This window comes from Dysgonomonas sp. 37-18, assembly GCF_001899125.1.
Classification (GTDB): domain Bacteria; phylum Bacteroidota; class Bacteroidia; order Bacteroidales; family Dysgonomonadaceae; genus Dysgonomonas.
In genome coordinates, this window is sequence record NZ_MKVC01000023.1 from 37,017 (window position 1) to 52,628 (window position 15,612).

Annotated in this window: 13 protein-coding genes; 6 read left to right on the forward strand and 7 right to left on the reverse strand. The window is 38.9% G+C overall.

Translation table 11 applies throughout. From position 1 onward, the window contains the following. Positions 1 to 7: 7 nt before the first annotated feature. From BGO84_RS07825 to lon, 3 genes are all read right to left on the reverse strand, one after another. Positions 8 to 958: a glycosyltransferase family 2 protein gene (locus tag BGO84_RS07825; RefSeq protein WP_291028705.1), complete on the reverse strand. Its 951-nt coding sequence runs from the start codon at positions 956 to 958 to the stop codon at positions 8 to 10. 7 nt (positions 959 to 965) lie between these two features. After that, positions 966 to 1,520: a DUF4199 domain-containing protein gene (locus tag BGO84_RS07830; protein ID WP_135104769.1), complete on the reverse strand. Its 555-nt coding sequence runs from the start codon at positions 1,518 to 1,520 to the stop codon at positions 966 to 968. Between the two features lie 150 nt (positions 1,521 to 1,670). Next, a complete protein-coding gene (gene lon / locus BGO84_RS07835) occupies positions 1,671 to 4,160 on the reverse strand; it encodes an endopeptidase La (RefSeq protein ID WP_291028706.1) in 2,490 nt (829 codons plus the stop codon). 199 nt (positions 4,161 to 4,359) lie between these two features. Here lon and BGO84_RS07840 point away from each other — a divergent pair, with 199 nt between their 5' ends. Beyond that, positions 4,360 to 5,070 (forward strand): methyltransferase, encoded by a 711-nt coding sequence (locus BGO84_RS07840; RefSeq protein WP_291028707.1) that lies wholly within the window; start codon positions 4,360 to 4,362, stop codon positions 5,068 to 5,070. Positions 5,071 to 5,110: 40 nt separating this feature from the next. On the opposite strand, the gene BGO84_RS07845 is transcribed toward BGO84_RS07840, so the two are convergent. The 3 genes from BGO84_RS07845 to panC are packed head-to-tail and all read right to left on the reverse strand — an operon-like array spanning position 5,111 to position 7,747. Further along, positions 5,111 to 6,466 (reverse strand): MATE family efflux transporter, encoded by a 1,356-nt coding sequence (locus BGO84_RS07845; RefSeq protein WP_291028708.1) that lies wholly within the window; start codon positions 6,464 to 6,466, stop codon positions 5,111 to 5,113. Positions 6,467 to 6,526: 60 nt separating this feature from the next. Then, on the reverse strand, positions 6,527 to 6,880 hold the full coding sequence (gene panD / locus BGO84_RS07850) for an aspartate 1-decarboxylase (protein WP_006843338.1): 354 nt from the start codon (positions 6,878 to 6,880) through the stop codon (positions 6,527 to 6,529). Between the two features lie 15 nt (positions 6,881 to 6,895). After that, entirely contained in the window at positions 6,896 to 7,747 is an 852-nt protein-coding gene (gene panC / locus BGO84_RS07855; RefSeq protein ID WP_291028709.1) for a pantoate--beta-alanine ligase, read from the reverse strand. Positions 7,748 to 7,976: 229 nt separating this feature from the next. Here panC and BGO84_RS07860 point away from each other — a divergent pair, with 229 nt between their 5' ends. The 5 genes from BGO84_RS07860 to BGO84_RS07880 all read left to right on the forward strand — a co-directional run bounded on the left by BGO84_RS07860 (position 7,977) and on the right by BGO84_RS07880 (position 14,139). Then, complete coding sequence (locus BGO84_RS07860) at positions 7,977 to 8,783, forward strand: glycogen/starch synthase (protein WP_135104774.1); 807 nt, start codon at positions 7,977 to 7,979, stop codon at positions 8,781 to 8,783. A 97-nt stretch (positions 8,784 to 8,880) separates the two neighbouring features. Then, entirely contained in the window at positions 8,881 to 10,296 is a 1,416-nt protein-coding gene (locus BGO84_RS07865) for a DUF4270 domain-containing protein (protein WP_291028710.1), read from the forward strand. Positions 10,297 to 10,313: 17 nt separating this feature from the next. Continuing rightward, positions 10,314 to 10,694 carry a hypothetical protein gene (locus BGO84_RS07870; protein ID WP_291028711.1) on the forward strand — a complete coding sequence of 127 codons (381 nt, stop codon included), beginning with the start codon at positions 10,314 to 10,316 and terminating at the stop codon, positions 10,692 to 10,694. A gap of 197 nt (positions 10,695 to 10,891) precedes the next feature. Then, positions 10,892 to 13,177, forward strand: a complete 2,286-nt coding sequence (locus BGO84_RS07875; RefSeq protein ID WP_291028712.1) for a TonB-dependent receptor — start codon at positions 10,892 to 10,894, stop codon at positions 13,175 to 13,177. A gap of 314 nt (positions 13,178 to 13,491) precedes the next feature. Next, a complete protein-coding gene (locus BGO84_RS07880; RefSeq protein WP_135104778.1) occupies positions 13,492 to 14,139 on the forward strand; it encodes a LysE family transporter in 648 nt (215 codons plus the stop codon). Between the two features lie 12 nt (positions 14,140 to 14,151). Here the strand turns inward: BGO84_RS07880 and BGO84_RS07885 are convergent, their stop codons facing one another. Further along, positions 14,152 to 15,534: a DUF6056 family protein gene (locus tag BGO84_RS07885; protein WP_291028713.1), complete on the reverse strand. Its 1,383-nt coding sequence runs from the start codon at positions 15,532 to 15,534 to the stop codon at positions 14,152 to 14,154. Positions 15,535 to 15,612: the final 78 nt, after the last annotated feature.

The following is a 15,612-nucleotide window of genomic DNA, read 5'->3' on the forward strand; positions in this document are numbered from 1 at the left end:
GACTTACTTATAATTCTTCTTCTACTTTATAATTGTTCCTTTCGCTCGAATTGCGTGAGATAATCTCTCCCAGAAATCCCGCAAGAAAAAGCTGGGTTCCCAGTATCATCATTGTCATAGCAATGAAGAAGTACGGCGAACTAGTCACCAACGGGTGCGCTATCCCTTTGCTCATAGCATACAATTTGCTGCAACCTAAAATAACAGCAGCTATGAATCCGATAAAGAACATGACAGTACCCCATAGTCCAAAAAAGTGCATTGGTTTTCGTCCAAATACCGATAAGAACCAAAGGGTTAGCAAATCGAGATAACCGTTTACAAAACGGCTGAATCCGGCAAATTTACTTTTACCATATTTACGGGCTTGGTGGTGTACTTCTTTTTCTGTAATTTTTGTAAACCCTGCTATTTTTGCAAGGTATGGTATATAACGGTGCATATCGTTATATATCTCTATGCTTTTCACCACATCTTTGCGATAGGCTTTCAGCCCGCAGTTGAAGTCGTGGAGCTTCACTCCCGAAACTTTTCTGGCTGTGGCATTAAATAGCTTTGTAGGCAATGTTTTCGACAGTGGATCGTAACGTTTCTTTTTCCATCCCGAAACAAGATCATACTTGTCTTCCTTTATCATCTTGTAGAGTTCCGGTATTTCGTCCGGACTGTCTTGCAAGTCGGCATCCATCGTGATCACAACATCGCCGGTTGTACGTCCGAAGGCGCAATGCAGGGCAGGAGATTTGCCATAGTTGCGTCTGAATCGGATTGCTTTTACATTTTCGTCCGATTTTTTCAAATCAGATATTATTTCCCAGGAACGGTCTTTGCTGCCATCGTCAACAAAAATGATCTCGTACGAGAAGCCGTTCTCATTCATAACCCTTTTTATCCACGCATGGAGCTCGCTTAGCGATTCTTCTTCATTATATAAAGGTATAACAACAGATATATCCATAGATGCCTTAGTTATTCTTTTTTATTTTGACTACAAAGTTGAGAACAAAGCTAAGGAAAAATCCTAAGAATATGTTCTTTATAAATTCCATTACGATATATGTCAGTTTGTTGGAAAATATTACTCTCATAATGTCTTTTGCCCGTTCGTAGTCTGCCTCAGGTACTTTTATTATAGGGGCAACTTCTATGCTTTTCATCACAGGCTCTATCATGCGGCTAAAGAATGCCGGGTCGATAAACTGATAGTGAGCAAACATGATTACACCTTCCAGAAAAGAGGCGTAAAAGCACATCAATACCGTAAAGGCGATGCAATGCCATGCGCTTTGCGGATTGTCGGGGTCGGAAGTCTTAAACCTGTAATAGAAAATATATACTACCAGCAATGTGACAATGTTGAGCAGATAAAAGATGAATGCAAACCTGTCTGATACACCTATGCCTGCTACAATTAGAAATATGTATCTGATAACCCAGAATAATCCGAGCAACAGACCATAAAACATAGCATATCTGTTGATTATAGAGAAGCTTTCGCCTAAACGTTGATTTTTTGCCATAAGTGATACAAATGTAAGAAAATTATCAGATTCTATAAAGCAGACCCATAAACAATTACCAAGAAATAAGTAAGAGGGTAGTGTATTATAGAAAGAGGCTATCCTAAAAATTAGATAGCCTCTTTATGTATTCAGAAATTTCTTTACCTATTAGTTCCCTTTGTTCTCTTTTTCTTCTTTTATGGTTAAGTCTAAAGGGTGTTTCACCTTCTCTTTTAGCAAAGCTATATCGAGAACCTCCTTTATGTCATTTACATAGTGGAAAGTCAATCCTTTGAGATATAGAGGTTTGATTTCGTCTATATTCTTTTTGTTTTCTTTACAAAGGATAATCTCTTTTATTCCGGCACGTTTTGCAGCCAGTATTTTCTCACGGATGCCACCCACAGGAAGAACTTTTCCACGCAGGGTTATTTCTCCGGTCATTGCCAGATTTGGTCTAACCTTGCGTTGGGTGAAAGCTGAAGCCAGCGATGTAACCATTGTTATACCTGCCGATGGGCCATCTTTCGGAATAGCTCCTTCGGGAACGTGTACATGTACATTCCAGTTGTCGAATACCTTTTCGTCAATACCGAGCAATTGCTGTCCGTGCGACTGTAAGTATTGGAGTGCAAGTATGGCCGATTCTTTCATCACATCCCCCAGATTTCCTGTAAGGGTTAGTTTGCCACCCTTGCCTTTGTTTAGGGAAGTTTCTATAAACAGAATTTCTCCACCTACCGAAGTCCAAGCCAAGCCTGTAACGACTCCCGCATATTCGTTGCCCTGATATTGATCACGGGTATATTCTACTGCTCCCAGATACTCTTGCAAATCATCCGGATCGATCACTTTCTTGTATTCATCGTCAGAAGCTACCTTACGAGCGAGTTTACGCATAATCTTGGCAATCTTCTTATCCAGTTCACGCACTCCCGATTCGCGGGTATAGTTTTCTACAATTTTTTCTATTGTCTTTTTAGGAATATCGATAGCGTCTTTTGTTAGTCCGTGATTTTCCAATTGTTTAGGTATCAGGTGACGGCGAGCTATTTCTATTTTCTCTTCTATAATGTACCCGCTCACGTCTATCAGTTCCATACGGTCGAGCAATGGCTGAGAGATAGTCGATAGGTTGTTTGCAGTAGCAAGGAACATTACTTTCGATAAATCGTAATCGATATTCAGGTAATTGTCATGGAATGTTGAATTTTGTTCAGGGTCAAGTACTTCCAATAGGGCAGAAGACGGATCACCTTTAAAATCACTTCCTATTTTATCGATCTCATCCAGCACGAATACAGGATTTGAAGAACCGGCTTTCAGTATATTCTGAATAATACGCCCCGGCATCGCTCCTATATATGTACGGCGGTGTCCTCGTATTTCCGACTCGTCGTGCAATCCTCCCAAAGACACTCTCACATAGTTGCGGTTGAGTGCTTTTGCTACAGATTTACCTAAGGATGTTTTCCCCACTCCCGGAGGGCCATAAAGACAAATGATCGGCGATTTGAGGTCACCTTTCAGTTTCAGTACGGCAAGATGCTCAATAATACGCTCTTTTACTTTCTCCAAACCAAAGTGATCTTGATCGAGCACCTTCTGAGCATTTTTCAGATTGAAATTGTCTTTCGTGTACTCACCCCAAGGCAAGTCGAGTATGGTTTCTATATATGTATATTGAGTAGAGTAGTCGGGCGACTGCGGATGCAGGCGTTCGAGCTTTGTTATTTCTTTTTCGAAAATAGCGGCTACATCTTTACCCCACTTCTTCTTTGCTGCTCTCTGTTTAAACTCTTCGAGGTCGGCTTGTTGTGGGCTTCCGCCCAATTCGTCCTGAATTGTTTTTATCTGTTGTTGAAGGAAGTATTCTTTTTGTTGTTGGTTGAGCTCTTCACGTGTTTTCATTTGGATGTTGAGCTTCATCTCCATCATCTGTGTTTCACGATTGAGGATAACCAACAGGCGGTAAGCACGTTCTTTTTCGTCGTCTATTTCCAACAGAGCTTGCTTCTCCGATCCCGAAACAGGCAGATTTGCACAACAGTAATTTACCAATACCGAAGATACACTATCCGACTTTATTCGCTGTATGAATTCCTTTGGTGGTTCGCCATACATACGCAGCATGAGTATCATCTGGTCGCGAATAGAATCTAACAGTGCTTTGTATTCTGTGTCTGTCTTGAGAACAGGAACACTTTCCTTAATTTCGTATCTTCCTTTAAGGAACGGTTCGGTTTGTGTCAGTTCTGTCAGGCGAAAACGTTTTTTTCCTTGAAAGATGACAGTCACGTTCTCATCGTCTGGAAGCTCGATTACACGTATAATTTCGCCAATAACGCCTATTGAATACAGGTCGTTGATTTCGGGTTCTTCGTTGTCTGCGTCTTTTTGGCAGACAAGTCCCACGTATTTCCCTTTCAGACGGCTTACACTTTTTATCAGCTTCAACGATTTTTTTCGTGCAACGGATATCGGCATGCTCGTCCCCGGAAAAATAATCGTGTTTCTTAGCGGAAGAATCGCGATTTCTTCTTTCAGGTCGTTTTCATTTATATAGCAATCTCCATCATCGAAGTCATTAGCTATGATCGATATAACCGGTCCATTGTTTTCTTCGAGACTGAGAAAATCTTTCTTTTTACTAAACATATTTATAATCCTTGTTTTTGTTTTTATGCTCCTTTTTACAAGATGCAGATAAAAATATGGAATAATAACTAACTTTGCTTACATATATAACAAAATTTATGCCATAAATGGTTATAGATTTTTTGAATGAGTGATAGTATAACACATGTAATAAGAAATTATACATTGATTTTACTATAAAAATGTTATTTATATAAATATGCCGAATCCTTATTTCAGGTTCAAAAAGTTTACAGTTTATCACGATCGTTGTGCCATGAAGGTAGGTACAGACGGTGTTTTGCTTGGTGCATGGGTCAATGTTTCAGGCGATAATATTCTGGATATAGGTACAGGTACGGGACTCATTTCGTTAATGATGGCTCAGCGCAACGAAAAAGCTGTAATAGACGCAATAGACATTGATAGCGATGCTGTAAGTCAGGCAAAGGATAATATTGGAAATTCTCCATTTAGTAACCGTATCAATTCTTGGAATGCTTCTTTGCAAGAGTTTAGCTCAAAAGTTGAGAAACGATATGATGTGATTGTTTCCAACCCTCCTTTTTTTGTACAATCCTTAAAGTCGCCAAACAAAGAACGTTCTTTGGCAAGGCATACCGATAGTTTGCCTGTCGCAGACTTGATCGGCTTGTCTGCTTCACTTTTGTCTCAAAGGGGGCGGATGTCTTTTATCTATCCTTTTGATTACAAAGCAGAGCTTATAAAACTTGCCGAAAAATATAAACTATCAGTGTCACGTATTACCAATGTGTTTCCTACCTCAGATTCTGTACCAAAACGTATTCTGATAGAACTGTCGAAAGAAGAAGCAACACCAATCGAAAATGATTTGATCATAGAAAAAGCAAGACATGTATATTCAGATGAATTTACTGCTTTATTGAAAGATTTTTATCTGAAAATGTAAATTGACTTTTCGGATTATACGTTTCGCTATAACTGTTTTCCTACACTACTTTATTTTGCCATCGGGCTCGTGTGAGATATATGATTGAGAATATTAATAGAGGTCCCCAATAAAAGTATTCTACAGTCCAACACCACGCTACAGACATTTCCTTATATATTACTATCCACGACATAGCCACAATGTATATTACCATTGTTATCATTTCCAGTATAAGTGCGGCTTTGGTGTTTCCTGTTCCAGATATGGAGTTGAATACTACAATACTTAATGCTGATATCGGTAGCGAGAAAAGTAATACGATGAGAGGCATTACCGTTTCTCCAATAAGCGTTTTCTGGTCGATAGGAGCTATGATTGATATCCAAAACTCTGGAGAAATAAATGTTATTCCCATCATGAGAACGATTATTCCGAGGTTTAACAAGCATATTTTCTTCACAAGGGGGATAACTCCTTTTATATTCCCTGCGCCCATCGTATTACCCACCAGTGTGTTGGCGGTGGTGGCCAAAGCATTCATCGGAATAAAGTAAACCATATAGAAACTTCGGACGAGGTTTGTTATTTTAAGCGCATCTTCGGAGTGTTGTTCTATGGCAACGAAGAAGATAAACCATGTAGACATGGATATAAAATACTGCACCATCGTAAAGGATGATATATTCAGGATGCTTCGGATAATGGATAGCTTGAATTTCATCTTTGCAAAACCATATTTCTTGAAGTCGACGGTTGCAAATGTATATATGGTAAAAAATAGCACAGAGGCTATCTCTGACAATACAGCAGCGATGGCAGCACCTTCAATTCCCATTTCGGGGCAACCGAAGTTTCCGAATATCAGAGCATAGTCGGCTATGATATTTACAACAGCCATTGTGATTGCATTGAATGTCAGTACCTTTGTGCGGGCGACTCCGACATAGAATGCACGGAACATTACATTGAATGCCGCAAAGAAGAATCCGTAGATGCGTATAGATAAATATCTGTCGATAGCGTCGAATACGTCTGGCGATTTGAGGAATGTAGACAGCACCTGATCGATCAGTAGCTGTGACATGAAAAACAGAATAAGAGCAAATACCTGTAAAAACATAAGCCCCTGTATCACGATAGTACCTATCTTATCGTAATTTTTTTCACCATTGCGGCGGCTGATCATAATCTGCCCACCGATACTGAAACCGAAGCAAAGCGTAAAAATGGCTACATAATATATTCCCGCAAGTCCCGAAGCACTTTGGTATATACCCGCCAAACCGGGGTGATCGGGGTTGACAACATGTCCGAGGAAAAAAGTACCTGTGAGTTGTATAATATTCTGGGCAAGTAATCCTAACATAATAGGAATACTTACCTTCCATATATCTTTATATGTATATGAATGCATAAGTTTAGCTGTTTGCTATTTGCCAATAGCAGAGTTAATACAAATTCCTAAAAATAGGTCTTATTTGATAATCTTGTTAGTCTTAGTGTCAGGAAATACAACCCATGGCTTGAAAGACTTAGCTTCTTCAAACTCCATTTGGGCATAAGACATTATAATAACAATGTCTCCCGGTTGTACTTTGCGGGCGGCAGCTCCATTTAGGCAAATAGCACCCGATCCACGTTCACCTCTGATGACGTATGTTTCGAGGCGTTCGCCATTGTTGTTGTTGACGATCTGGACTTTTTCGCCTTCTATCAGGTTTGCCGCGTCCATCAAATCTTCATCTATCGTGATACTTCCGATATAATTCAAGTTGGCTTCGGTTACAGTAACACGGTGTAACTTCGATTTTACAACTTCTATGATCATTTTTTATCTTTATAATTAAGCTTTCGCTTTGTATACAATATTATCTATCAAACGTACATCGCCACAAAATACTGCGATGCATCCTACTATATAATCAGATTCTTGCCAGTTGTTTACCGACTGTAAAGAATCGCCGTCTACTATTTCGTAGTATTCCACATCCAACTCTTCATCTGAATTGAGCTGATTGGTAACTCTGTCTATTACCTCTTTTACGGTTTGGGATTGCATCCATTCCTTACTTTCGAATAAGGTTTTAGATATATTTACAGCCACCTGTTTTTGAGCTGCGTTCAGTCTTTCGTTCCGACTGCTTAGTGCCAGTCCGCTGGGTTCCCGTACTATCGGCATTGGTACAATCTGTACCGGCAGCTCCAGTTGTTTGACCATAGCCCTGATTACAGCCAATTGTTGGAAATCTTTTTCGCCAAAATAAGCTTTGTCAGGTTTTACAATGTCGAACAAACGGCTTACAACTTGTGCTACACCGTTGAAGTGTCCGGGGCGATGCACGCCTTCCATCACTTTGTCAATCTGTCCAAAATCGAACTCTCTTGTATCCGGCTCGGGGTATATTTCTTTTTCGGAAGGAGCAAAGACGAAGTCTACGCCTGCTTTTTCCAGAAATAGGCAATCTTGTTCCAGGTTGCGCGGATATTTTACAAGATCTTCTTTGTTGTTAAACTGTGTCGGGTTTACAAATACGCTGACAATAGAGATGTCATTGTCTGCGATACATTGTTTTACAAGAGAAATATGACCGTTATGCAGTGCACCCATGGTGGGTACGAATCCTATTTTTTTGTCTTTCAGGCGCAATGGTGCAACAACATCTTGTACCTCTTTTACAGTATTTAATAATCTCATCTTTTTCAAAAATCAAAAGCGGATACAAAGCAACTAAATATTTGTGTAACGACGAAACAATCAGGCTTTTTTGTTTCAATTTTAACGAATAAATCTTCACCAAAACAAGGAAGAAAGACCTTAAATTAAAGGGTTGCAGGATTTTGTCTTGTAAAATTTGCAAAAAACAAGATTTTTTTTTATTATCTTTGTACTTTCAATTCAAGAAACAGAAGAGGATTATAATTAAATGGGTACTAAAAAGATTTTATACATCACGCAGGAGATCACTCCTTACTTGCCGGATTCACCAATAGCAACTAATTGTAGATACTTACCTCAAGCAATACAAGAAAAAGGACAGGAAATAAGAACGTTTATGCCGAAGTTTGGCAGTATAAACGAACGGCGTAATCAGTTGCATGAAGTTATACGCCTATCGGGAATGAATCTTATAATAGATGATACAGACCATCCTCTGATAATAAAAGTGGCATCGATACAGGCTGCCCGCATGCAGATCTACTTTATAGATAATGATGATTACTTCAAACGTAAATATACTGTGGCGGATGATCACGGAGTGGAGTTTGACGACAATGACGAACGAAGCATATTCTATGTGAGGGGTGTATTGGAAACAATAAAAAAACTTCGTTGGATACCTGATGTAATCGATTGTCATGGTTGGATGACAGCACTTACAGGTCTTTATATTAAGACAGCGTATGCTGACGACCCTTGTTTCAAAAACTCAAAGGTTGTTTACTCTCTCTATAATGATGACTTTAAGAAGCCGTTCAGCAATAAGTTTATCGACAAATTAAAGTTCGACGGAATAAAAGATAAGGAAATCACAGACCTAAAAGGTGTTGTTGATTTCGAAACTCTGGCTAAATTTGCGATTAAAAATGCAGACGGAGTAATACAAAGTGAAGATTTGATCAATAAAGATGTACTCGATTACGCAAGCAAATCAGGTAAAAACTTCCTTCCTTATCAAGGAGATCTGGAAAATTCTGTTGATGCAATCAATAATTTTTACGAGAATCTTTAAAGTATCTAAAATAAAAATAGAAAAATGCTGTTTTATTTCATGAGAACAGCATTTTTTTGGATATTTGAAACCAATTTAATTTAACCCTTAATTTTGAATGAAGAGTAAAGCTTTACTGAGTCTGATAATTACAATCCTGATGGTTGTTTTTATTTCTTGTGATGACGATTTGAACAAGATAGGAAATTCTATACTGCCCGAAGGAGACGATATATTTGTATATGTTGATACTGTTGCCATAACAGCAAGAACCGTATCGCTCGAAGATTCGGTATATGCCAAATCTCAAATGGGGTTATTAGGAAATTATGTGGATCCTGTATTCGGGAACATAAAGTCTGACTATTTATCGGAACTATATTGTCCTGAAAATACTGAGTTTCCACCAAAGACGCTTTCTATCGATTCTACTTTTCTTGAGGTGATTTCAGATCAGTATCTGGGCGATAGTATCGCTCCGTTTGGTATAGCTGCATACAAAGCAACACAACCTCTTACCGCTAATTTCTTTACGAATATAGATCCGAAGAAATATTGTGATATGTCGCAACCTCTGGGACAAGGTATATTTACAGTGACTTCTGCTCCGAACAATAGAGGTCAAAGGACGTATTCACTTCGCCTCAAAAAGGATATGGGGCAAGAGTTTTATGATGAATGGGTGAACTCGAAAGGTGCAACATTCAAAAACTCTGATTCTTTCCGTAAATTCTTTAAAGGTATGTATCTTACATCTACCTTTGGTTCGGGAACAATGATTAGCGCGAGTACTACAATATTTAAGGTATATCTTAAATATAATGGCAGAAATGTAGCTGATACTGAAGACTCTGTTCGAGTAGGGGTGTTCAGAATGGCATTTACGCCCGAAGTGATACAGTTGAACCACATTCAGAACAAAAATCCTGATTACTTGTTTACTAACAATGATACACGTACATACATGAAAAGCCCGGCGGGAGTATGTACCGAATTGACAATACCTTTGGCTGAAATAATGAAAAAAGCCGAAGAGACGGGCAAGAAAAATAATAAATTGAACGCTGCTAACTTTAAGATTAAAGGATTCACCGAAGAGGAAGAAAAAACCAATTTGGGAAGACCATCAACTCTTTTGTTTATAAATAAAGATTCTTTGACTAATTTCTTCTCAGATAGGAATAAGAATAGACCGGATGCTAAAACCAGTTTTGTCATGGAGCGGTCATCGACGACTAATATTTATAACTTCGTCTATGGAAATATAGCGAGTAGTACAGTGAATAATATCGCTAACCTGATTAATCACTATATGGATTATTATAAAGGAAAAGACAATATTCCTGATCTTAAATATTTGGTTATACCTGTTTCGACTAAGACTCAATCGTCTACAACGTCTTCAGGGTCGAGTGTTACTATGTACACAAATGTTTACAACTTAATGACTCCTGCTTCAGCTATATTCAGAACAGATGTTAATAATATGAAGATGGGGCTTATATTCAGTAACTATAACAGCACCTCGAAATGATTAGCTAAAAAGATATAGTGTCGAGAAATAAAATAAGATACACAGCCAGAGTATTATTCCTATTGTATATAGGATATCTGGGCTGTGTATCTTATTTTGTACATAGCCACGTCTACAATGGAGTGGTGTATGTACATTCCCACCCATACAAAAAACTGGCAAAAGGTGGTGACGATAACAGGCAACTGCCATTCGAAACTCATCATCATACCTCAGCCGGTTTCTTTACTTTCAATCAGGTATCCAATCTAGCTTCTTTTGAGGCTGTATCTTCCCATATCGGTGATATATATATTCCCGAGATAATCTTTACATACAAGCAGGTAATACTAAAGGATGTAATTCCTCCTGTTCTGTATTCTGCCAACTATAGAGCACCCCCTTCGTTCCTATCCTGAGACAATATAAAGTCTAATTATGAGGAATTGATTTCCTCCTTATGATTGAAGTGTTCATGCTTCAATCTTTATTCATTTAACTTATTCCCAAAAAAGTGTAATGCAAATTTCTTCGACGAGATTTGTGTTGCCAATACATCATACAAAATGGTGCATTACTGCATTGTTATTGTACCATTACTATATATTTAATCAATATGAAAAAGATTATACTTTTATCATTCTATATACTATATGCTATAAGTTCTATAGCGCAATCGAAAACTTCATCAATCAAAGGGCATGTCCTCGATGGTCAAACCGAAGAGCACCTTCCGGGTGTAACTGTTTATATCGATAAAACCAAGCATGCTGCCGTAACAGACGAAACTGGACATTTCTATATCGATAAATTGCCCGCAGGGACATATATTCTGGTAACTCAGTATATCGGATATGCTCCAATAAGGCAAGAGGTAACTATAGGGCAGGGTGTTACCCGAAATGTAACCATGTACATAGAACCTGAGAATCAGCAGCTCGGCGAAATTGCAGTAACTGCATCTTTGAGGGCTCTCAATCGGAAGATTTCGCCTGTGGTGGTGAACGAGCTTACAACAAAAACATTTGAGGCTACCAACTCCGTATCGCTCTCGCAAGGCTTGAATTATATGCCGGGCTTGCGTGTAGAAACCAATTGCCAGAATTGCGGTACACAAGAAGTCCGCATCAATGGTTTGGAGGGGCAGTACTCGCAAATGCTTATTGACGGACAAGCTGTATTTACATCCCTATCTAAAATGTATGGATTAGAACAGATGCCGACTAATATGATAGAACAAGTAGAAGTAATCAGAGGTGGCGGTTCTGTACTTTATGGAGCAAATGCAATTGGTGGAGTTATTAATGTGATAACAAAAGAGCCGGAGAAGAATTCTTATCAGGCAAAATACAATATGTCTTTGATAGACGGAAAATCGGCGGATAATATCCTGTCTCTCAACTCTTCATTTGTAGACAGGACGAAGACTTCGGGTATTTCATTATTTGCTAATATGCGCCATCGTAATGCATGGGATGCCAATGATGATGGTTTCTCCGAAATTGGAAAAAATAAGGCGACATCTATTGGTTTCCGCAGTTTTACAAAGCCTACTTTAAATGATAAGCTCACGCTCGAATATCACTATATCTCCGAGTACAGAAGAGGAGGAGATAATCTCAATCGCCCACCCCATGAAGCGGAGATAGCCGAGACTACAGATTATAGTATACATGCCGGGAGCGTGGGGTATATGCATTCGAGTGACGATAACAAGCGTAAGCTGACGGTGAATGGCTCTATTCAAAAAACGGGTAGAGATAGTTACTATGGTGGTGGTCGTGATCTGAATGGGTACGGTAATACATCCGAACTGGCAGCTACAGGTACTGTTCGCTACGAGGTGAACACCGATAAACTGCTGTTTATGCCTGCTAAATTTACTGTAGGTTTTACACAAGAGTATACAAACCTTCATGATACGATTCATAGCCGGAATATAAAGCAAATTTTGAATGTAAGCAGCCTCTATGCGCAGAATGAATGGCGTGACGACAAGCTGACTTTCATTGTAGGAATAAGAGGTGACAAGCATAATAAGCTGAGTAATGTAAATATCATTCCCCGGTCAAGCATCAGATACAGGGTGGGGGAGAAAGTTAATTTACGTGCGGCATATTCGATGGGATACAGAGCTCCCGAAATAATTGCTTCTGATCTGGACGTACCTGTTATCGGAGGAAAGGCTACGATTACTGTTCTTGGTGAAAACCTGAAACGTGAATATTCGAATGCTATCAATGGAGGATTTGATTATACTTTGTTTAATAATAAGTTTTATTCCTATTTTCTAGTCGAAGGATTTTACAATAAGATAAACAGGGTGTTTATAGTAGAAGAAACAGGAACCGACGCTATGGGTAATATTATAATGACCCGCAAGAATGGAGATGGTGCATACGTATATGGGTTAAATATGGAAACGACAATACAGCCTATCGACTGGCTTGAGCTGCAAGGTGGATTTACTTGGCAGAGAAGCCGCTATACAGAGCCTGTAAGCTGGTCGTCAGAGTCGTATGTAGAACCTGTGAAGAAGATGCTCCGATCACCTGATACGTACGGATTCTTTTCGGCAACCGCTACGCCTAAGAAAAGCTATGCCGTTTCCTTGTCGGGTGTGTATACAGGCTCTATGTTGGCTCCCCACTTTGCCGGTGCAGAGGGTGTTGATAAAGATGTGACTGTAAAAACACGCAGCTTTGTGGATATGACCGTGAAGTTGTCTTATTTCTTCAATCTGAATGCTACTAACAAAGTGGAGATTAATGGCGGAATACAGAATATATTCAACCAGATACAGAAAGATTACGACAAAGGCCCTAACAGGGATTCTGAGTATATTTATGGACCATCATTGCCTCGTACATTCTTTATTGGTCTTAAGATAAGTTCTATATAAAAAAGAAGGTGTCTCAAGAGTGCCCTAAGACTCTTGGGGCACCTTCTTCTTCAAATTTCCTTTTTTATTCTCCACTTTTCAATTTTTTATTTAACAAGATAAAAGAAAATATAAATTGATATTTTTAAACCACCGATGATGATTCGATTAGATTAAAAATCCTTAATCTCAAACTCGGTTTTACCGCATTTGTGTCATATTCTAAGATTTTGATACTATCTTTGTGAAGCTGAGAGGGACTCTTAACTATAAAAAAATGAAACCTTATAGTTTTTCCCTGTTGACAGACAGGGTGTTCCACTAATATATAGTTAATGGTATATATCATTATAAAAGGATTATTTATTGGTTTTTTATCTTCTGCTCCTATGGGACCTGTTGGTATGCTGTGTATTCAGCGTACTCTGAATGAAGGAAAGAAGCAAGGGTTGATAACCGGACTCGGAGCCGCTGTGGGTGATATGCTGATAGCATTGCTTGCTATTATTGCAGCTTTAGGTCTAGGGTTCAGCACCGAATTTATTCAACAACACGAAGGCCCTCTTAAGATTGTGGGTAGTGTCGTCCTCATTGCTTTCGGGTATGTAGTTTTTAATAAAAACCCGTCGAAAAGCCTTACTAAACTAAAAGAAAATGCCATGTCTTTCTGGAAGGTCTTTGCATCTTCGCTAGGACTTACCGTTTCCAATATCGCTACGTTATTTCTTTATATAGCCCTGTTTGCTCGCTTCAATGTGATTGATGCAGATAAGCCTTTCGGGTACGATCTTCTTACCATATCTTTTATTGGTATCGGAGCTATGCTGTGGTGGTTGCTGGTCACTTATTTTGTTAATAAACTGCGATCCCGCTTCAATCCCAGAGGGCTTCAGATATTTAATAAGATCATAGGGGTATTATTGGTAGGTCTCGGTGTAGCCGGTATTATTACTGGTACGCTGATGGGAATAGATATCTTCTAGCTTAATGCCGTTTCAATCTTTTAGTTTGATCGTTATCCCATAATAGCGAGACATTAGCTCCTCTGAATATGGGTCTTCTCCGTGTATGTACGAACTTCCGTTGTATCGTGTAAATTCACAATAATCTAAACCTTTTTCTTTCGCTTGTTTTATAGCAACTTCCCGTTGTGCTACTATCTTGCTGTATGAATTAATTTCTTTCCAGCCCAGATAAAAGGTAAATAAAAAGGCTATCAGCGATACTGATACTACGATAAGTCTTATTTGCCTCAAAAATACGTTTTTATAATCCAGGTTATAAAAGCAGATGCCTATGGTAATAATAAGGAAGGTGACAACGCCGAAAAGTGCTCTGCGGGGGAATGTAGGTGAAGCCAGCATGGCGTATACTGCTGCAATAGCAGCTACTGCATATATAAGCACAAGCTTCATTTTGTCTTTTTTATCTCCTCTCGAGAAACGACTGAAAGTGATAACGGAAATGAGAGTAATAAGAAAAAGAGGTCCGCTATAATAAAAAAATGTAAGCGTCCACATAAATAGGCGGTAACTTAAGTTGTATAGGTTGAATGATGTAGATTCTCCAGCTCTTACAAAGTTTCCCGGAGCAGCTATCATGATGATAAAGCCTATAATAGCTCCGGCAAATCCCGCAATAGCCCAAACAGGAATAGACCACTTGTGCGAACGGTAATATATGAAAAAGCCTATAACAATCACTAACATTGCAGCCGCTGTATTTTCGTTTGTCCATCCGGCTAGTATTCCCGGTATGAAAATACACATAGAGTAAAAAGCTTGTAATATAGGCCTTGATACTCTTCCTGTATACAGCCTGAAGGGCAAAAGGAATAGTAAAATCAGCCATGTTCCCCAAAGGTAGTTGGCAGAGCCCGTTAGCCAAAAGATGGTATCGCCAATTACGGGTTGTGAAAACCATACTCCAAGATTGACAGTTAAGAATAAGAAGATGCTATTTTTTGTTCTTCCTTTGATGTGCAGGTAGATTAAGAATATATAGCTTAAATAAACTAGTGTATTTAGTAGATCTGCTACATCGGTAGGGAGCATTAGCAGTATTTGTGCGATAAAATGAACAACGGAGCGTCCTCCCCACATGTAGTAATGGTTGACTTGAGAATGTATAATGTCCTTGATCGAAGTAATACGACCTTCTTCTCCGTAGATAAAGAGATATGCAAAGTCATCGGATATAATAGGAGTCAATCTGTTTAGTGAATATAGAGCTGTGAAACAGATTAGTATCACAACTATCCAACACGCCCTTATCTTTGTTTTGGTGTTGCTGATAGAATATAAGAGTCTCTCCGTCTTGCTATATATTTTTCGAAAAAGAGATACTCCATGGTCGAAACTGTTGTTCTGGGCGTACATGAAGTTATTGTAAGTTTGCTACAAAAATACAATAAAAAACAAAAGCAGCAAGACAAATTGTCTTGCTGCTTTGTTATT